Below are 18,718 nucleotides of genomic sequence, written 5' to 3' on the forward strand. Positions count from 1 at the left end.
AGAGGCGCTTTCGGAAGTTACGCAGGGATCGACGTAACAGTTCACGTAACATTGGTGACTGTGGCCAGCATCCACGCCCAAAAGACGACCCGCGGAAACACCTACCGCGTGCTGTGGCGTGCCGACGGCCGTCAGCGCTCGCTGACCTTCGAGAACCTGCCCTCGGCGGAGCGGTTCAAGACGCTGCTGGAGGACCATGGTCCCGACGAGGCGCTCCGGGTGATCGAGCTCGACGAGATCGGCAAGCACGTCCCGACCGTCACTGAATGGCTCACTTCCCACATCGACAACCTGACCGGCGTCCAGCCGGCGACGATCAACCGCTACCGCACCTATGTCCGGCGTGACGTCAATCCGGTGTTCGGATCGCTCCCGATCTCCGCGGTGACCGAAACTACGATCGCCCGCTGGATCAAGCAGCTCGGCGGCAGCGGCAAGACGATCGCTAACAAGCACGGGTTCCTCTCCGGTGCGTTCAACGGTGCTGTGCGCGCCGGGGTGATGGCCACCAACCCATGCGCCGGCCGGCGCCTGCCGCACACCCGGGTCGAGGAGACGGTCTTCCTCACGCCGGCGGAGTTCAAGCTGCTGCGGGACCACATCGAGCGCGACCGCTGGAAGAACCTCGCCACCTGGCTGGTCACCACCGGCATGCGCTTCTCCGAGGCCACCGCCCTGTCTGCGGCCGACATCGACGCCGAGGCCAAAACGTGCCGGATCAACAAGGCGTGGAAGTACTCCGGGGACTACCGGCCCGAGATCGGACCGCCCAAGACCAAGAAGTCGATCCGCACCATCAGCCTGCCACCCTCGGCGCTCGAGGTGATCGACCTGACCGCCCCAGGCTTCCTGTTCACGAACGGCGCCGGAAATCCCGTCCGCGCGCAGGAGTTCTTCAACGGCGGCTGGAAGCCCGGTCGAGCGGCTGCCGTGGCTGCTGGATTGACGAAGGAGCCGCGTGTGCACGATCTACGGCACACGTGCGCGTCCTGGATGATCCAGGCCGGCGTGCCGCTGCCGGTGATTCAGCAGCACCTAGGGCACGAGTCGATTCAGACGACGATTGGGGTGTACGGGCACCTCGATCGTAGGAGCGCACAGGCTGCGGCCGATGCGATTGGTTCGGCGCTAGGGTGAACAATTGCCTGTGGAGACAGCAAGCTTCGGCTTGTCGTCGTGGTGACGCAGGTGTCTTGAAAACAGGGCGGGAGGGCGCGTGGAGTTCGTCGTTGTGCGACTGAACGCCCGGTCCCTGGGGAGAGTGAATTGTGCATTGGTTTAAAGGGAATGTTGCCAAGGGATCGTCGGCTCAAGGATGACTGATCTCGGCGCCCACTTCTATCGGTGTGATTTTCAGGTTCACACGCCTCGGGACACGAATTGGCGTGGTGATCGCCCGGTCGACGACGCGGGAAGGCGGCGGTGGGCGCAATCTTTGGTCGCAGCGTGTCGGGCTAAGGGCCTAGAAGCAATCGCCATCACCGATCATCACGACTTCGCCTTGTTCCCATACGTTCGACAGGCCGCCGAATCGGAGACTGATGGCAGTGGAACTCCGATCCCGGCAGAGCGACGGCTCACGGTCTTTCCGGGTCTTGAACTTACGTTGAGCGTTCCCTGTCAGGCATTGCTCATTCTAGATGCCCATTTTCCTGAGGACCGGCTAGACGGTGTGCTAGCGCGTTTAGCGATCCAGCGGGTGGACCCGAGCGAGTCGCGCCTCCCGTCAGTCGAGCCCATTGAGATGGCTTTGTTGTCCGAACTGTACGCAGAACTTGATAAAGAACCCTGGCTGAGGAACCGTTATATTGTCTACCCGAACGTGACGGATGGCGGCTACCAAACCTTAATGCGGTCGAAGATGTCGCAGAAATACCGTGATATGCCTTGTGTGGGAGGCTATCTCGACGGCACGGTGGAGAAGAAGGTCGGTGAAGGGAATCGGCGAATCTTCGAAGGGCTCAATGCAGATTACGGTAACAAGCGACTCGCGCTGATTCAGACTTCTGATTGCCGCAACGGATCATTTGCAGAGTTGGGGCAACACTCCACCTGGATCAAGTGGGCCTTGCCAAGCGCAGAGGCTTTGCGTCAAGCGTGCCTTGCGCAGGAATCGCGAATCTCGCAGGTCCGCCCCGATCTTCCGACGATCTGGGTATCTCGGTTAAGCGTTGACAACAGCATGTTCCTCGGACCAATCGACCTCGAATTCAATCATGAGTTCAGCGCGATCATCGGCGGAAGGGGCACAGGAAAGTCAACCTTGTTGGACTACATGCGTTGGGCTCTGTGTGATTTACCCACAAGCGCCGGAGGCGAGGAGATGGGAGACTCTGCGGCGAGACGACGCCGTCTGATCGAGACGACACTGGGTCCGACCGGGTCGACCGTGGAAGTCCATTTCTCCATTAATGAGATTCCACATGTGGTACGGCGGACTGCGCCCAATGGCGATGTCACTCTGAAGGTTGGCGACGCAGAATTTGTGAAGGTTCGCGAGGCCGAGGTTCGCGATCTACTTCCGATTCAGGCGTATTCCCAGAAGCAGTTGAGCAGCGTCTCTGTCCGGATGGAGGAGTTGACTCGATTCGTCACGTCGCCGATCCGCCGCGATCTCGCCAACATCGACCAACAAATCGAGGAGGTAGCGGGGCGCATCCGCGAAAATTACGCAACGCTTCAGCGGACTCGCCAACTCGAGAGAAGCGTTCATCGTCTGTCGCTGTCTGACGCCTCATTGGCGGAGCAAGCAGTCAACTTGCGATCTGCATTGGACGATCTGAGTGATGACGACCGAAACACGCTGAGGGATAAGCCAAGGTTTGATACAGCGTCAACGGCGATCCAAGACTGGCAGTCGTCGGCTCAACAGGCGTTAGTGCTGGCGGACAGTGCTTCAGCCGCCCTGATCGATCTTGCCGCGAATCTGATGCAACCCTCCGATGTGCCTGAGTCGCTTCGAAGTCGCCTTGAACGATTGCGCGACCACACAAACGCTTTGCTCAATGAAATTGCCGCTCAAGTGAATAACGCTGCGGGAGTCGTTCGGGAGGCGCTAGATAATGGAAGCGAACGAATGCGAGATGTCGACGAGGTCATCAAAGCTGTCGAGTCGTTCGCTGAATCGTACGATGACGTAAAGGCACGCTCGACAGCCCACGCTGTGAAGCTCGCTGAACTAGGGGAGATCGAGAAACAACATCGAGAGGTAGGAGCGACTCTTCGATCGCAGCGTGAGGAGATGCGAGGCCTAGGGGATCCTTCGGCGGAGCACGCTCGTTTGATGCACCTGCTCTTCGAAACCATGGATGCCCGGTCTAATCGCATCGCTAGCCAATGCGTCTCGTTATCGGAGGACTCCGGCGGTCTTCTACGCGCAACTCTGCAGAAAGGGCTCGGCCTGGATGCGATATCGGACCAACTGAAGGCGTCAGTCGCCGGTTCGAGTCTACGGGGTGCGCGCATTGAAGAATTCTTCTCAAGGCTCGCAACCGAAGAAAACCCGGTTGCGTCGTGGGAAGCGGCGGTCACTGAGATGGAGGGACTAACCCACGTCGATGACGACTCAGCGGTGACGTCAGAGCAATTCCCCACGCTTGCCCGCCTGAGCTTCAGTCCCGCCGATCTTCAACGCATTGCGACGAAGCTGGGCGCCGACAGTTGGTTGGCGCTCGCTCTAACACCGATTGCCGACCACCCGCGGTTTGAATATGAGACGAAGGAGAACCACTACATCGACTTCGCGGCCGCGTCGGCGGGGCAGCAAGCAACGGCACTGCTTCGGATCCTGTTGGCTCAGCCGGGCCCGCCGTTAATTATCGATCAGCCGGAGGATGACCTCGATAGCGAAGTCGTAATCGACGTCGTCGAGCAAATTTGGGACGCAAAGCGCCATCGTCAGCTCATCTTCGCGAGTCACAACGCAAACCTCGTCGTGAACGGCGATGCCGAGCTTGTGGTCCACTGCGATTATCGAGTCAGAGGTGAACAGTCGCGAGGTGAGGTTAAAAATCAAGGTGCGATCGACGTACCCGAGATTAGAGACGCGATCACACGTGTGATGGAGGGCGGGGAAAGGGCCTTTAAGCTGCGCGCCAACAAGTACGGTTTCTGAGGCCGGGCAAATTGCCCGTCTGTTAAGCACGGGAGACTACGAACTCATCCACCATGCTGAGTCCGAAGTGCGCGGCTGTGGCGACTGTGCCTCGACAGCCCTGCTGGAGATGGCGGCTCGGACGGACGCGCCTCGACGCACATGGACTCGATGGCGGCTTCGATCTGTGGCTCGGTCATCGCCCACCGGCCAGCGCGCTTCATGCCGGAGAAAGTACGGTCGCGAAGCTTCGACCGGAGGTAGGACTCGGAGAAGCCGAGTATGTGTGCTGCCTCAGCGAGGTCATAGATAGTTGGGATCATTGGCATTCCTTAATTGACTGGAATGTGCACTGCCCCAAGCGCACGTCTCGAGCGTCGTCCGTCCGATCGACTCGCCGCCCGTAGACCAATCTTATGGGCCACCGATGACAACTCATGCAAAACGTTTGGCGCGGGCCGGCGGCCATCACCGCCAACAGCCCATACGCCTCCACCGCCACACCTCCAAGCTGTTGCCACCCCTCACCCCATGCCACCGCACTCTCAAGCATCACCAAAATCCCCGTCCCCGTTGCCCTTCCGGACATTCAGTGTCCATCCCCACGATCCAAGAAACTGCAGTGACACATTTGCACAGGGTGCGATACTGGTCGTGGTCGCGTGTGGGGCGTAGCCGAAAGTGACGGCGGGGCAGTCGTTCTGACTTTGGGGTTTCATTCCTGGGTTGGTGGCTGCGGTGTTGGCGATCTCGAAGTTGAAGCGGTGGTCGATCACCTACTACCTCGACACCGCCCAATCAGCTCAGCGCGCCACCAGAGACTTCCAACGTGCCGGGGGCGGGCTGGGGGAGTACTACTCCGAACACGACACCCGCACCCCGATGTGGTTGTGCGCGGGTGACACCCGCACATCGGCCGCGCTGGTCGGGCTTTCGGACACCCAGCGCGCGGGGGGTGAGGCGGACGCCGGGGTGGTGGCGCGCTGGCTCGACGACGGGATCGCCCCGAACGGGGTTCGGGGCCGCGTGTTGGGTTCAGCGGGGGTGCATGGGTATGACCTGACGTTCGCCGCGCCGAAGAGCGTCTCGGTGATCCGGGCGTTGAAGGCCGATGACGTCGTGTCGGCTGCGATCGCCGACGCGCACACCACCGCCATGGCCGGGGCGATGGAGTATTTGGCCGCGCACGCCGGCTACACGAGAGTGCACAACCCGGTCACCGAACAGAAGGACTTGGTGCATCTTCCGGGTCTGGTGGCGGTGGCGTATCAGCACGAGACGTCGCGGTGCGGGGACCCGCACCTGCACACCCACGTCATCGTCCCCAACCGGCAAGCCCGCGCCGACGGCGTCCTGGTCTCCATCGACGGCACCTCGCTGTATCACGAAGCCAAGGCCGCCGGGGTGATCTACCAGGCCACCCTGCGTCGAGAACTGCACCAGTCGTTGGGGTTCGAGTGGGAACCGGTGGACCCGCACACCGGGATGGCCGAACTCGCCGGCGTCGACCGCACCTCCATCACCGCCTGGTCGCAGCGCTCGAGCCAACTGCGAGAGTGGGCCGCGCGCAACCTGCGCCTGCAGGACGCGCCACTGAGTGCGGCTCAGCTCGCGGCCGCGCAGAAGGCCACCCGGCCCGCGAAACCCGAAGAGCTCGCCTGGCCGGAACTGCTGCAGCAGTGGCGGGCCGATGTGCGGGGGGTGGGCCTGGACCGCGCATCCTTCGAGCAGGCGCGTGCAGCCCGCCGCGCGGCCGCACGCACACCGTTCGACCGCGCACGCCTGGCCGACGCCGCCGAGCGGATTGACAAGGCCGCGTTCACTCGGGCGGATCTGGTGGAGATCATCGGCGCGCAGCTCCCCGTCGACGGGGAACGCTCACCGCGGGAGGCGGTGGAGGCCGCGGTCGACGTGCTTGGCATGCGGCTGACCGCGCCTCGTCAAAGGCATCAGCGCGAGGGGCACGAGCGGTTCACGTTGAGCCGGATCCTGGCCGAGGAAGTGGCCGTAATGGATCTGGCCGACGCGCGTTATGAGCGCGCACAGCTGTGGGTCACGGGGGAGGACACCCGCGCCTTGTCGGCGGATCAGAGGGCGGCGGTGGAGAACATTGGTCGGTCGCCGTGGTTGGTGCAGCCGCTGTCCGCGCCGGCGGGCGCGGGCAAGACCACCTCACTGCGCGCGCTGCGCGCCGCCGCGCACCACCGCCACGACGCCCGGGTGCTGGTGCTCGCGCCGACTGGCCGGGCGGTCGACGTTGCGGTGCGCGAAGGTGCTGGCGACGAAGGGCTCACCATTGCCAAGGCGCTACAGGATCTGAACAACGGCACCCTCACTTTGAATCGCGGGACGGTGGTGGTGGTGGACGAGGCTGGGATGGTTGGTACCGACGAGCTCCGACAGCTCCTGACCGCCACTACCCAAGCCAACGTGAAGACCGTCCTGGTCGGCGACCCCCACCAACTCGCACCGGTGAAGGCACGCGGCGGCATGTTCGCCCAACTCTCTACCGGTCTGCCCTGGACACAGCACCTCTCAGAAGTCTGGCGGATGCGCAATGAAGAGGAACGCGTCACGTCGCTCGCCCTACGTGACGGCGGTCCCGAACCGGTCCGCAGGGCCGTCGACTGGTACGCCCGGCACGACCGGTTGCGGTGCGGGGATCAGATCGCCATGGCTACCGACGCCCTGGACGGTTACCGCAAGGATGTCGCGGTCGGCAAGGACGCTCTGCTGTTGTGCGACACCACCGAAATGGCCGACGCGTTGAATCGTCGCATCCACGACGACCTCATCCCGACTGACGCGCCAACCGTGATCGCCGCGCGGGGGCAGCGCATCGCCGCCGGCGATCTGATCCTATCCCGCCGGAACGACCCCACCATCGAGGTCCGGCGGGCCGACGACCACGACGAGGCAGCGGATCCGGTGCGCAACGGTGACCGCTGGCGCGTCGCAGCCGTCGACCTGATGACGAATCGGGTTGCGGCCGAACGATTATCCGACCGCGCCAGCGCCGTATTCAACGCCGACTACGTTCACGAGCAGATCACCCACGGCTACGCCTCCACGGTGCACTCGGCGCAAGGGGTCACTGCCGACACCACCCACGCCGTCCTCGGGGAGAGCACCACCCGTTCCATGCTGTACGTCGCGATGACCCGCGCCCGAGACGCCAACACGGCCTATCTCTACGAACGAATCACCGAACAGGAATACGGACCCTTGCCCGTGGACAGTCCGCATGTCATGCAGCGGGGTACCAGCGCTCAGGCCAGCCTGTTGGCGAGCTCGATCATCGAGGCCCATGACGACGTGCCTGTCACCGCGCACCAGGTAGCCGCCGCCACCCCGGGGCACCTTCTGCCCGACATGGTCGCGCGCCTGGTCGACCGACAGAGCGCGAAGGTGGAGGACCGCAACACCGCCCACACCCGATGGCAGAACGCCATCGATGGATGGGACGAGACGATGGAACGAGCGCACGAACGCGAACAGGCCCGCGCCACCAACCGAAGCCGAGACCACAGCCGCGACAGCGGATTCGAACTCTAGGGACAGCCAGCTCCGCCAAGCGGCCACTAGCGTGTTCAGCTCAGCAGAGACGCATTTTGCGGCGGTTGCTATACGGAGACCGCCGCGCAGAAAATCACTTGATGGTCCGGGAATTTTGCAACCAGACCACCCCCATGGTGGATAACAGTTGTCATCCAAGATCTCTACTCGATGAGAGGCAAGCGCGAATTCGCACCTCTAAGGTCGGTCAGTTGCCGGTGGGGATGGTGGCTACATCGTCTGCGGGTACTTCGTATCCAAGATCGTCGATGAAGGCGACGTGTACCGGCCGCTCGGTGCGGCTGGCTTTACGCACCATAGTGGGACCTTCAGGCCGTGGGAGGTGTTGGTCGCCCCACTGCTGAAGGGCGCCTATGAGTACGTGTAGCTCGCGGCCGGCGGGGGTGAGGTGGTAGGACGGACGCCGACGTTGACCCGGTTCCTGATAGGACTCCTTGGTCATGACGCCATACTCCACCAACGTTGCGAGTCGATCCGCGAGGCGATCCGGCGGCAGGCCCAGGTTGCGCTCGAAGTCGGCGAACCGCGTCGTTCCCAGGAGGGCCTCGCGCAGGATGAGAATCGTCCACCGTTCGCCCAGTACGGTAATGCTGCGCGCGACCGAGCACTTCCAGTCGTCGACCTTTTTGGTTGCCACCTGATGAACTTTACTCCTCTGACTTGACAATCGGCAGTCAGCCCGGTCACAGATGGTTCGTGTCGGCCTAGGTCGGCATCTCCTCCAGGGTGTCGCCGATCGATGATGACGCGGGTGGGCCGCGGCGCAGGGAGGGGACAACTCGGCCGAGGCCCACCCGACGGCGGGGGGGGGGCTAGGTGCGGGCTGCGGTGAGGAGGGCGTGCACTGTGCTGATGGCGCTGGCGCCTTCGCCGACGGCGGCGGCGACGCGTTTCATGGACCCGGCGCGGACGTCGCCTGCGGCCAGGACTGCGGGTGCGCTGGTCTCGAAGGACATTGGGGTGCGGTCGGCCTGAGCCCATTGCGGCCCGAGGGCGTCCTGAGGGATGCGGGAGTCGGTGAGGATGAATCCGTGGTCGTCGAGGGCGATGCCGGTGAGCCAGTCGGTGGCGGGTACGGCGCCGATGAAGCAGAACAGGCCGCACACATCGTGATTCGTGTTGATGAGGTCCCCGTCGGAGGTCGTGGTGGTGGCGGTGATGCGGCGCAGTTGGTGGTCTCCGTCGACGGCGCTGACCTGGGTGCGGGTGTGCACGGTGATGGCGGGGTGGGCGGCGATCCGGTCGGCGAGGTAGGACGACATGCCGGTGGTCAGCGAGGCGCCGCGCACGATGAGGTGCACCATGCCGCCTCGTTCAGCGAGGAACAAGGCGGCTTGTCCGGCGGAGTTGGCGCCGCCGATGACGGCGACGGCGGTATTGCCGCAGACACGGGCTTCCAATTCAGTTGCGCCGTAGTAGATTCCAGCCCCTTCGAAGTCGTCCCACCGCGGCAGTGGTAGGGCGCGGTAGCGGGCGCCGGTGGCGATCAGGATGGTGTGGGTGTCGATGGTGGTGGCGTCGTCGAGGTGCACGCGTAGGTGGCCCGGGGTGGTGTCGAGGTGCACGATCTGGGCGGGGGTGGCGATGCGGGCGCCGAACTTTTGGGCTTGGATGACGGCGCGTCCGGTGAGGTCGCTGCCGCTGATTCCGGAGGTGAAGCCCAGGTAGTTCTCGATGCGGGAGCTGGTGGCGGCTTGTCCTCCGGTCGCCACGGAGTCCAAGAGCAGGGTGCTCAGTCCCTCTGAGGCGCCGTACACCGCTGCAGCCAGACCAGCAGGCCCTCCGCCGATCACGACGACGTCGAGGGTTTCGCCGATGATCGGGCGGTGGGACAGGCCGAGGACGTCGGCGAGTCGGGCGGGGGTGGCTTGGCGGATGACGGCGGTGGAGGTGAGCACGGCCGGCAGGTCCTCGACGGCGATGTCAGCGGCCTTGGCCAGGACCTCCCCGATGTCGGAGGCGAAGTCAGTCCAGGTGTGAGGGAGTTGTTGACGGTTGAGGTAGGTGCGCAAGGCCATCGACCCGGAGGACGCTGGGCCGGCGAGCACTTCGATGCTGCGGGCGGCTTGGCCCTCCCGCAGACTTTGCCGTCGTGCGAGCAGTGCACGCAGGACCAGGTCGGAGAGGTCGGATTCGGTGTCCATCAGCCGGCGGAAGTCGGTCGGGCTGACGCGGTAGATGACCGCGGTGTCGGTGGCGCGTGCATCCAGGTAGGTGGCTTGTCCGGTCAGCAGATTCATCTCCCCGCTGAACTGGCGTGGGCCGTAGTGGGCGACGACGGCTTCGGGGCTGTCGGCGGTAGCGGCCCGGACGATGTCGACGGTCCCGGATTCGACGAGCAGCATGTCACACGCCGGTTCCCCCGCCCGAAAGAGCCAGGTCCCCGCCTGGGCATGCTGCACGGTGCCGTAGCTGCGGAACCGTTCCCACAGCGCATCGGTGAAGGTGGGTTGCGCCGGGCTGGCCGTGCGTGCCGTGGTGGACATGTTGGGCTCCTTGGTGGGTCGGGGGATGCCGGTCGGTCAATGCCGCGCGAGCCAGGACAGGGTGTAGTCGGCGACTTCGCGCCATCCGGAATCGAAGACCAGGGAGTGTCCGCGGTCGGGGAACACGTGGTAATCGGTGACGGCGCGGGAATCGGCGTAGAGCTGGAATGCCAGTCGGGTGACGACCTCGGGAACTTGGTGATCCTTGCCGCCGCCGGTGATCAGCAGTGGTCCGCGATCACTGCTGGCGGTGTCCACCGCAGCGGGAGAATGAGGATCCTTCTTGGCGGAGGTGGCCTCGAACAGCGGCTTGCCCGGGCCGGGAATGGCCCAGCGCTGGTACAGCTCTCGGGCTTCGTCCTTGGAGACGGCGTTGGCGAAGCCGAAGCGGAACTGACGTTCGGTCAGCGTCACGGCGCCTTCGCGGTTGGACTTCTTGCGCAGCACCGGCAGCGCGGCCCGGATCTGGTTCAGTGGAACCTTGTTCACGCCCTTGGGTGGTCCGGGATCGATGGCCACCGCGTGGCTAGCGAGGCCGGCGGCAAGCAGTTGCTGAGCGATGAGGCCGCCGAAGGAGTGCCCGACGACGACGGGGCGCTGCGGGAGGTCGGCGATGATCTTGGTGTAGCGCTCAGCGATGTCGGCCAGGCCGTGGCCGGCCACCGCGGAGGGGTCGCGGCGGGTGGCGTCGACGGTGGCGCCGTCACCGGGCCAGCCGGGTGCCACCGCGTCGTAGCCGGCGGAACGGTAGAGCCCGATCCAGGGCTCCCACGCACTGGAGTGGACCCATAGGCCGTGGATGAAGACAACGGGTTGAGTGGACATGATGATTCCTTCGGTTGCGTTGTGCAGGTTAGGGATTGAGGCGGGTCTGCCAGTCGCGGGGGACGCGTCCGGCGGGCCCGGGGGCAGGTTGGTCGGCCGGGTGGTGGCGGGGTCCGGCCAGGTGCGGCCCAGCCGTCAGGCGCGCGGAGCGGTAGTCGTAGAACCAGTCCTCACCAGGCTCGAAGCTGGTGACGACGGGGTGCCCGGTGTGCTCGGCGTGGCCGGTGGCGTGGCGCGACGGGGAGTTGTCGCAGCAGCCGACGTGCCCACACGCCGCGCAGCGCCGCAGGTGCAACCACCAGCCGCCGGCACGCTCGCAGTCCAGGCATCCCGCACCGCTGGGGGTGCTGGTGGGATCGACGTCGGTGGTCATGACTGCCGTCCTGGGCGGACGGCGCGTGGCGGGACGTCGAGTAGTTCCAGGACCTGGCCGAGATCGCGTTCGGTGGGTCCGCGTTGTTGCAGTCCCCGGGCGAACAGTTGTCCAACGAGGTTCTGGGTTTCGGGGCGAGCGACCGACCGGGTGAATGCCGCCATCTGCGGGGCCATTTCGTCGTCGGATGGCAGGGTGACGTCGTTGACGAATGCCTTGACCTCGCGGATGGCGCGGACGTCGAACCGGGATACCCGGTGGGCGAAGGCGTCGACGAAGCGGTCGAAGTCGGCGTCGGAACCGACCGGTTGACGTAGCCGTACCGTTCAGCGGTGTCGGCGTCGAAGTCCTCGGCGCCCAGGAGGATCTCCAGGGCGCGTCCGCGTCCGACCAGTCGCGGCAGCCGTGATGCCGGACCGCCTCCGGGAACGGCGCCGCCACCGACCTCGAACTGGGCCAGCACGGCCCTCTCGCGACTCGCGAAGCGGATGTCGGTGGCCAGTGCGAATTCGCTTCCCGCGCCGCGGGCACGCCCGCGGATCGCCGAGATGGTCAGCGCCGGGAGCCTACTAATCCGGCCCAGTACGTCCAGCCAGGGATGAAGCCCGTTGTGGCTCAGCGGGATCGCGTCGAGAAGAGCGGGGTCGGCGGCGATGTCCCAGTGGGCCAGGAAGAAGTCGGTGTCGGCGCTGTCGAAGACGATGACTGCGAGCTGCTCGTCGCGTTCGGCCAACTCGAGGAGCGCCACCAGGTCGGTGAGCATTTGCGGGTCGATGAGGTTGATCGGCGGATTGTCGAAGGTGACCCGCCACAGCGAGGGTGACGCGCGACGTACCCGTAGAAGCGCGGTGCCGTCGATGTCGACGTTCATGTCGTCAGCCCTCATGATGGTCTACCTCCGTAAGTCTTCTGTATTCAGTAGTCGAAGTGAGGTGGACCGTACCCGTCCATTCTGCGAAGAAGCTGGTGAAGAAGCCTGCGACGACTGTGTGCGTACCGAATGAAGCGCTATTGCGCTGCGATAGTGGTTGTTTGATCAATCGCAGCCACTCGGTCAGCATCAGATGCCGGTAGTGGTGGCTGCGCATGACGTGGACGGTACACATTCTAACTAGAAATTTCAAAGTGAGATGGTACGGTGCTCGCATGACCTTCATCGACGACTTCGCCCCCACCCACCTTCGCCTCACCGAGGTGTCGCCCACGTTGTGGCGGGTCACCTTTGACAACCCACCGGTCAACGTCATCGGCACCGAGATGATGCGCGACCTCAAGGACCTACTCACCGAATTGGAGTCCAACGACACCGTCAACGTCGTGCTGTTCGACAGCGCCGATCCCGACTTCTTCCTGGCCCACTACGACCTGGCCGCCGACCACGCGGCGTCCGAGACGCTACCCAGCGCCACCGGGTACGCAGCCTGGGTGGACGTCACGGTGCGCATCAGCAAGCTCTCGGCGGTCACCATCTCAGCGGTGCGGGGCATCGCCCGCGGCGCGGGAAGCGAATTCGCACTGGCCACCGACATCCGCTTCGCCAGCCGCGAGAAGGCCATCCTGGGGCAGATGGAGGTCGGCTTCGGCGCCGTACCGGGTGGCGGCGCCTCGGGACGCTTGCCCGCACTGGTCGGCCGCGGCAGAGCCTTCGAGATCCTGCTCGGCGGCGGCGATTACGACGGCGACACCGCCGAACGCTACGGCTACGTCAACCGCTCCATCCCCGATGAGGACTTCGTCGCCTTCGTCGATGACTATGCCACCAGAGTGTCGCGCTGGGACCACCGCGTCCTGGGCGAGATCAAGGCCTTCATCAACAAGTACACCCGCCTGCCCGACAGCGAATACCCACTGCACTCCGACGCCTTCTGGGCAGCAGTACCCACCCCCGGCTTCCAAGCAGTCACCAAGGGACTCTTCGAACGCGACCTGCAACAAAAGAGCGACCTCGAATACCACCTCGGGGCCGAGATCGCCGACGTCGCCGCCGCCGTGACGCCCACCAACTGACCCAGCAGTGTCGCCACCCTGCCCCGCTGCGGTGTACCGGGGCAGGGGTGGTGGCCGAACCAACCACGCTCCAAAACGTCTATTGCACATCCGCATTCAAACCAGTACGCACACCCAAGGAGAACTCATGCCCGTCGTGACCGGACAATCCCAGTGGAACGGGACCTTCAAGGAAGGCACCGGAACGTTGTCGACGACGACGTCGGACACCATCCGCGAAGCGCCCTACACCTACGCCAGCCGATTCGAGGGCGCACCCGGGGCCATCCCCGAAGAACTCCTCGTCACCGGCCATGCCGGCTGCTACAACCACGCCCTGGCCAACATCACCTTCAAAGCCGGTGCAGCGGTTGAATCGATCAGCACCACGGCCGAACTCACCATGGGCACCGACGACCAAGGCTCCGACGGACACGGCTATTCGGTGGAGGGCATCCACTTCATCGTCGTCGCCGACATTCCCGGCGTCACCGACGAGCAGTTCGCCGAACTCGCCGAGGAGGCCCGCGCACTGTGCTCGATCTCCAAGATCCTGACCGTCCCCATCACCTTGGACGCCACGCGCACCACCGCGCCAACGGCGTAAGCGCCACGCGGTGCCCCATCAGCTCCGGTGTGGAGGGGACCGGCTCCCGACCCTCCACACCGGAGCCACCACCCACACGCCAACTCCTCAGAAAGACAGTGATCGCCATGCAACACAACACCTTTGGGCGCAGGACCGGGCTCCGCGTCTCGGAATTGGCGCTGGGCACCTCCAACTTCGGGACCGGCTGGGCCACCGGCGCCGACCACGCCACCTCCTCGGCCATCTTCACGGCGTTCGCCGACGCCGGCGGCACCTTCATCGACACCGCAGACACCTATCAGCACGGCGAATCCGAGACCTACCTCGCCGACTTTCTGGCCGCGGACCGCGATCACTTCACCGTGGCCAGCAAGTACGGCTTCGGATCCGGCACCCACACCGGCGTCACCGCCACCGGCAACAGCCGCAAGGCCCTACGACGGTCTCTGGAAGCCACCCTGACCCGGCTGGGCACCGACTACCTCGATTTGTACTGGGTGCATGCCCCGGACTTCCTCACCCCAGCCGAGGAGATCGTCGAGGCGCTCGACGACCTAGTGCGGGCCGGAAAGATCCTCTACGCGGGACTATCTAACTTCTCGGCCTGGGCCACCGCCTCCGCGGTGGCACGCGCCGAAGCCCTCGGCCGATCATCGGTCATCGGCGTGCAATTCGAGTACAGCCTGGCCGCGCGCGACGCCGAACGCGACCTGATCCCCATGGCCGAACACCTCGGACTGGGGGCAGCTCTGTACTCACCGCTGGGCGGAGGACTGCTCACCGGTAAGTACCGCCACGGCACCGAGGGACGGCTGTCCACGTTGAAGTCCATCATTCAGCGCGAGGACACCGACCAGAAGACTGCCGTCGTCGATGCGCTCCTGGAGGTCAGCTCCGCCACCGGGGATCAGCCCGCCGAGGTGGCCATCGCCTACCTACTGGAACGTTCTCGACGATCGGACACTGCGCTCATTCCCGTCATCGGACCCCGCAGCACCGCCCAACTCACGTCCTATTTGCACGCCTTGGCCGTGCGCCTCGACGAGCAGCACTACCAGCGTCTGGACGCGGTCAGCGCGCCCACGCTGGGCATCCCGCACGATGGTGCCCAGGCCACCCGGCCGGCGCTCGTGGGTGGGGACACCGGCAACGTCACTCCCGCCGGTGCCCACACCTCGAATGCGTCGTCCGCCAGCACCGTTGGTGCCTGAGGGGCGCGCGTTCGTTCCGCTAGGACGGTCGAAGGCGGGTCCACAGGTCGTCGAAGGCGACGGTGTCGTAGAACGCGGCGCCTTCGACGATCATGCCGTCCTGCATCTGCATGAACCACGCGTAGCTGTTGTCGTAGGGTTCGCCGTCGCTGGCGGTGCCGTGACCATCCCACAGCGCGATCACGTGGTCACCGTCGGCGAAGACGAAACGAGGACGGGCGGGGCGGAAGGGCTTCTCGGTCGAGAACAGCGCTGCGAACGGCGCCAGCACCTGCTCGATGAATTGCTGCTTGGTCGTGTATTCCCCGGCGACTATCGAACGTCCCTCGATGCGCCACTTCAACCCGTCGACGAACAGGTCCGGGACCGCGGCGGGAGTGCCGTTGCGCCAGGCGTCGAACGCGTCGCAGATGATCTGTCGGTTGGCCTCGGTCTGCTGGGCGGTCACTTCTGCCATGGCTGTCTCCTTTGTCGGGTCTGCGGGTTCGCGCACGTCCTCGCCGAACGTCCCAGTGCGTACGCCCGACGACGGGAACCGAGGCGTGTCGAGCGAATGGGCGTCAGCCCGGCGGACGTTACCACCGTGAATTTGATACAACAAGCCAGATGCGCGGACTGGCCAAGCAAGGGCCGATACATAGGAGATGATCGCCGTGCGACCGCATGCAAGGCGGGCGCCCGCCGCTCAGGTGCGCGCCCGGTCGTCGACGTCTACACCAATGGACCGCGTGCGCTCGATCCGCCCTTGCACGTCGTAATGCCAATGTGGCGGCGTTGTTTCGAGTAACCCGATTGCCGTTGCCCGTTGGGTGGTCGCCCTCGTGCCTCACGGAGGTCCACACCTCGGGTGCGCGGATGTTCGGCGATGCGCCACTGTTCGGTCGCTGGTCGTTGACACGTCGCGACCAATGAGCTAAATTCAAAAATGCAAGTCAGATGGTGCATCTGCCACCCGTGATAACCGGGGGCGGGTGGTCATCGGTGAGCAGCGTGACGTTTCCCAGGTCTCTAGTCGAGGCGTCGGCACGTCTGGAAAAGACCATCGCGGTCAAGCACGACGCATCCACGACACGCACCCCACAGCAGCGGAGGAAGACACATGAAGGCACTATTCGTCAGCAGCAGTCACGAAACCGGCACCTGGCTCTCGGAGGTCACCCATCCGTACTGGCATCTGATCGAACGCGGCATCGACGTCGACTTCTCCAGCCCCGACGGCGGACGCGTCAACTGGAGCGCCATGAGCGACCCGTACTCCGAGCAATCCCAGGAAGCCGATGATCTGGTCAGCAAGGGGTTCCTGTCCGACACCGCCCTCGTCGAACGCCTCACCTCGACGCTCAAGCTCGCCCACGTCGATCTCGAGCAGTACGACATCATTCACTTCACCGGGGGCCAAGGGGCAACCTACGACTTCTTCCCCAATCCCGACGTCACCGCCGCACTCGAGCACTTCTTCGCCAACGACAAGGTCGTCGCCGTCATCTGCCACGGAGCCATCGCCTTGGGCAACGTGCCAGATCGGCTCCGGGGACGACGGGTCACCGGCTACTCCCGCGCTGAGGACGCCGTCCTGGAGGAGTACGGATTCACCTTCCCGCACTTCCCTCAAACGGTCCTCGAAGAGGCCGGTGGCCGATACACCAGTGCCGGTCTCGCCGAGCCGTGCGTCGTCGTCGACGGACGGCTGATCACCGGCCAGAATCAGCAGTCCGCCTCCGAGTACGGCATCGCGCTGCTACACCTGGTCGCCGGGCGCAGCCCTGTCGCCGTCGGCTGACCGCCACCGTCTCAGCAGGTGCCGCCCGCAGGGGTGGCGCCTGCCGAGTGTTCCTGGACTGCAACGACATCGCTCACCGACCGAAGGAAAGACCATGCTCTTCCACGTGCACATGGCGACACACGTCCCCGACACCATGGACGCCGAAACCCTCGCCGCCCTGCAGGCCAAGGAACGCGCGCACGGCGCCCCCCTGCAGGAAAGCGGTGTCTGGCGACATCTGTGGCGCGTCGCCGGCAAGTACGAGAACATCAGCATCTTCGACGTCTCCGGACCCGACGAACTCCACGACATCCTCAGCGGGCTACCGCTGCATCCCTACATGAACGTCTCGGTGACCGCGCTCTCCCATCACCCCGGATCGATCAAACACGACGACGAATCATGACCCGACGGGTCGGCGGCAGCCTGGCAGAGGACGCGAACCCATCCCGCCGACGCCACCGTCTGCGAAGCACAGCCCACGAGCCGCGCGGCCGGGCGGTCCACATCTCATCTCACCTCACGACGGAAGAAGCCTTGTCATGCAGATCGATGGAGCGGTCGCTCTGGTCACCGGTGCGAATCGGGGCCTGGGCCAACGGATCAGCGAGCAACTGCTCGCCCGGGGGCGAAGGTCTACGGCGCGGCCCGCCGACCCGAGAGCGTCACAACCGCCGGCGTCATCCCCGTGCGGATCGATATCACCGACGCCGACTCGGTCACGGCGGCTGCGGCAGCCACCGGCGACGTGACACTGCTGGTCAACAATGCCGGAATGGCCAGTTCTGCCACGCTGTTGACTGGCTCGATGGACGAGGTGCGGGCGACGATGGAGTCCCACTTCTTCGGCACCCTGTTGGTGACGCGGGCGTTCGCCCCCCAGTTGATCGCCAACGCCCCCGGCGCGGTCCTCAACGTCGTGTCCGTGCTCTCCTGGCTGCATCCGCAGGTTCTGGGCGCCTACGCCGCGGCGAAGACGGCGTTGTGGGCCCAATCCGATGCCGTGCGCGAGGAACTCGCACCTCACGGTGTGGCCGTCACCGCTCTGCACATCGGCTTCATGGACACCGACATGATCGCCGACCTGGACACCGTCAAGACCGACCCCGCGATCATCGCCGCCATGGCGCTCGACGGCGTCGAACATGGCGTGGTCGAAGTGCTCACCGACGAGATGACACGAGAGGCGAAGGCCGCACTGTCCCGTGACCGGATCGCCGGCGCGGAGAACACGTTCGAGGCGTGGCTGTAGAACGTACGCACCGCCCCGCCATACGGAGCGGGCCACTCAGCCGTCGAGCGCGCGTCCACCGCATCGACGCGTACATGCCGGTCCCCGAAGCCTGGACTAGGTGACGTACTGGGCGACGCCGTTTCCGAATGACCAGTTCTCCTTGGGGATTTCGGTCAGCGCGATGGTGACGTCCTGCGGCCGCACGTCGACCTGGTCGTGCAGGCGGGCGACGAGTTCGGCGTAGAAGCGTTGTTTGAGGTCGGTGCTTCGGCCGGCGTTGAGGGTGATGTCGACGATGAATGCCTCCGGGGACCGGTCGATGCCAAGATAGTGCGGATCGATGCGCAGGACGTTGCTGCCGTGGGCGATGACTTGGAACCGGTCACCCACGGGAACGTCGAGAACCTCGACGAGGGTTTGGTAGACGACGTCGGCGATGAGCTCGCGGCGGCGGGTGGTGATCGTCTGGGGCATGTCGATGCGTACTAGTGGTCCGTCTCAGTTTTGATTGACTACTTGTTGGAGTTTGGTGCGTGCGCGTCGAACTTTGGCCAGGATCGACTCGGCGGTAGCCGTCCACAGG

15 protein-coding genes and 1 pseudogene are annotated in these 18,718 nt (G+C 64.8%); 9 read left to right on the forward strand and 7 right to left on the reverse strand.

Annotation, left to right across the window (positions count from 1 at the left end; all coding sequences use genetic code 11):
• The first annotated feature begins 60 nt into the window (after positions 1–60).
• From H7J06_RS10660 to mobF, 3 genes are all read left to right on the forward strand, one after another.
• Positions 61–1,137 (forward strand): tyrosine-type recombinase/integrase, encoded by a 1,077-nt coding sequence (locus H7J06_RS10660; RefSeq protein ID WP_264038742.1) that lies wholly within the window; start codon positions 61–63, stop codon positions 1,135–1,137.
• 178 nt (positions 1,138–1,315) lie between these two features.
• Positions 1,316–4,114: a TrlF family AAA-like ATPase gene (locus H7J06_RS10665; protein WP_264038743.1), complete on the forward strand. Its 2,799-nt coding sequence runs from the start codon at positions 1,316–1,318 to the stop codon at positions 4,112–4,114.
• A gap of 717 nt (positions 4,115–4,831) precedes the next feature.
• Positions 4,832–7,648 (forward strand): MobF family relaxase, encoded by a 2,817-nt coding sequence (gene mobF / locus H7J06_RS10670; RefSeq protein ID WP_264038744.1) that lies wholly within the window; start codon positions 4,832–4,834, stop codon positions 7,646–7,648.
• Positions 7,649–7,856: 208 nt separating this feature from the next.
• Here mobF and H7J06_RS10675 read toward each other — a convergent pair whose 3' ends face one another.
• From H7J06_RS10675 to H7J06_RS32820, 5 genes are all read right to left on the reverse strand, one after another.
• Positions 7,857–8,306, reverse strand: a complete 450-nt coding sequence (locus H7J06_RS10675; protein WP_264038745.1) for a winged helix-turn-helix transcriptional regulator — start codon at positions 8,304–8,306, stop codon at positions 7,857–7,859.
• Positions 8,307–8,481: 175 nt separating this feature from the next.
• Positions 8,482–10,155, reverse strand: coding sequence for an FAD-dependent oxidoreductase (locus H7J06_RS10680; RefSeq protein WP_264038747.1), 1,674 nt, complete (start codon positions 10,153–10,155; stop codon positions 8,482–8,484).
• Positions 10,156–10,191: 36 nt separating this feature from the next.
• Entirely contained in the window at positions 10,192–10,980 is a 789-nt protein-coding gene (locus tag H7J06_RS10685; protein WP_264038748.1) for an alpha/beta hydrolase, read from the reverse strand.
• Between the two features lie 28 nt (positions 10,981–11,008).
• Entirely contained in the window at positions 11,009–11,269 is a 261-nt protein-coding gene (locus tag H7J06_RS10690) for a UBP-type zinc finger domain-containing protein (protein WP_504928668.1), read from the reverse strand.
• Positions 11,151–12,239 (reverse strand): enoyl-CoA hydratase/isomerase family protein, encoded by a 1,089-nt coding sequence (locus tag H7J06_RS32820; protein ID WP_504928667.1) that lies wholly within the window; start codon positions 12,237–12,239, stop codon positions 11,151–11,153. Before H7J06_RS32820 ends, H7J06_RS10690 begins: the two co-directional genes overlap by 119 nt.
• A 260-nt stretch (positions 12,240–12,499) precedes the next feature.
• On the opposite strand from H7J06_RS32820, the gene H7J06_RS10700 reads away from it, so the two are divergent.
• From H7J06_RS10700 to H7J06_RS10710, 3 genes are all read left to right on the forward strand, one after another.
• Positions 12,500–13,360: an enoyl-CoA hydratase/isomerase family protein gene (locus H7J06_RS10700; protein WP_264038750.1), complete on the forward strand. Its 861-nt coding sequence runs from the start codon at positions 12,500–12,502 to the stop codon at positions 13,358–13,360.
• Between the two features lie 127 nt (positions 13,361–13,487).
• Positions 13,488–13,946: an OsmC family peroxiredoxin gene (locus tag H7J06_RS10705; RefSeq protein ID WP_264038751.1), complete on the forward strand. Its 459-nt coding sequence runs from the start codon at positions 13,488–13,490 to the stop codon at positions 13,944–13,946.
• A gap of 107 nt (positions 13,947–14,053) precedes the next feature.
• Entirely contained in the window at positions 14,054–15,139 is a 1,086-nt protein-coding gene (locus tag H7J06_RS10710; RefSeq protein WP_264038752.1) for an aldo/keto reductase, read from the forward strand.
• Positions 15,140–15,158: 19 nt separating this feature from the next.
• Here H7J06_RS10710 and H7J06_RS10715 read toward each other — a convergent pair whose 3' ends face one another.
• Entirely contained in the window at positions 15,159–15,596 is a 438-nt protein-coding gene (locus tag H7J06_RS10715; RefSeq protein ID WP_264038754.1) for a nuclear transport factor 2 family protein, read from the reverse strand.
• Between the two features lie 642 nt (positions 15,597–16,238).
• Between H7J06_RS10715 and H7J06_RS10720 the strand changes: the two genes are divergently transcribed.
• The 3 genes and pseudogenes from H7J06_RS10720 (at position 16,239) to H7J06_RS10730 (ending at position 18,153) form a co-directional block, all read left to right on the forward strand.
• Positions 16,239–16,919 (forward strand): type 1 glutamine amidotransferase domain-containing protein, encoded by a 681-nt coding sequence (locus H7J06_RS10720; RefSeq protein WP_264038755.1) that lies wholly within the window; start codon positions 16,239–16,241, stop codon positions 16,917–16,919.
• Between the two features lie 94 nt (positions 16,920–17,013).
• A complete protein-coding gene (locus tag H7J06_RS10725) occupies positions 17,014–17,307 on the forward strand; it encodes a muconolactone Delta-isomerase (RefSeq protein ID WP_264038756.1) in 294 nt (97 codons plus the stop codon).
• 136 nt (positions 17,308–17,443) lie between these two features.
• A pseudogene (locus tag H7J06_RS10730) lies at positions 17,444–18,153 on the forward strand (SDR family oxidoreductase).
• 96 nt (positions 18,154–18,249) lie between these two features.
• Here the strand turns inward: H7J06_RS10730 and H7J06_RS10735 are convergent.
• Positions 18,250–18,609: a tautomerase family protein gene (locus H7J06_RS10735; RefSeq protein WP_264038757.1), complete on the reverse strand. Its 360-nt coding sequence runs from the start codon at positions 18,607–18,609 to the stop codon at positions 18,250–18,252.
• Between the last annotated feature and the right edge of the window lie 109 nt (positions 18,610–18,718).

It is taken from the genome of Mycolicibacterium hodleri (assembly GCF_025822245.1).
Classification (GTDB): domain Bacteria; phylum Actinomycetota; class Actinomycetes; order Mycobacteriales; family Mycobacteriaceae; genus Mycobacterium; species Mycobacterium hodleri.

What these genes read in the sequence shown, in the direction of transcription:
- H7J06_RS10735 (WP_264038757.1), bottom strand. Translation starts at nt 18,609, where the DNA reads ATGCCCCAGACGATCACCACCCGCCGCCGCGAGCTCATCGCCGACGTC.
- H7J06_RS10685 (WP_264038748.1), bottom strand. Translation starts at nt 10,980, where the DNA reads ATGTCCACTCAACCCGTTGTCTTCATCCACGGCCTATGGGTCCACTCC.
- H7J06_RS10705 (WP_264038751.1), top strand. Translation starts at nt 13,488, where the DNA reads ATGCCCGTCGTGACCGGACAATCCCAGTGGAACGGGACCTTCAAGGAA.
- H7J06_RS10700 (WP_264038750.1), top strand. Translation starts at nt 12,500, where the DNA reads ATGACCTTCATCGACGACTTCGCCCCCACCCACCTTCGCCTCACCGAG.
- H7J06_RS10720 (WP_264038755.1), top strand. Translation starts at nt 16,239, where the DNA reads ATGAAGGCACTATTCGTCAGCAGCAGTCACGAAACCGGCACCTGGCTC.
- H7J06_RS10710 (WP_264038752.1), top strand. Translation starts at nt 14,054, where the DNA reads ATGCAACACAACACCTTTGGGCGCAGGACCGGGCTCCGCGTCTCGGAA.
- H7J06_RS32820 (WP_504928667.1), bottom strand. Translation starts at nt 12,239, where the DNA reads ATGAGGGCTGACGACATGAACGTCGACATCGACGGCACCGCGCTTCTA.
- H7J06_RS10680 (WP_264038747.1), bottom strand. Translation starts at nt 10,155, where the DNA reads ATGTCCACCACGGCACGCACGGCCAGCCCGGCGCAACCCACCTTCACC.
- H7J06_RS10665 (WP_264038743.1), top strand. Translation starts at nt 1,316, where the DNA reads ATGACTGATCTCGGCGCCCACTTCTATCGGTGTGATTTTCAGGTTCAC.
- H7J06_RS10725 (WP_264038756.1), top strand. Translation starts at nt 17,014, where the DNA reads ATGCTCTTCCACGTGCACATGGCGACACACGTCCCCGACACCATGGAC.
- H7J06_RS10715 (WP_264038754.1), bottom strand. Translation starts at nt 15,596, where the DNA reads ATGGCAGAAGTGACCGCCCAGCAGACCGAGGCCAACCGACAGATCATC.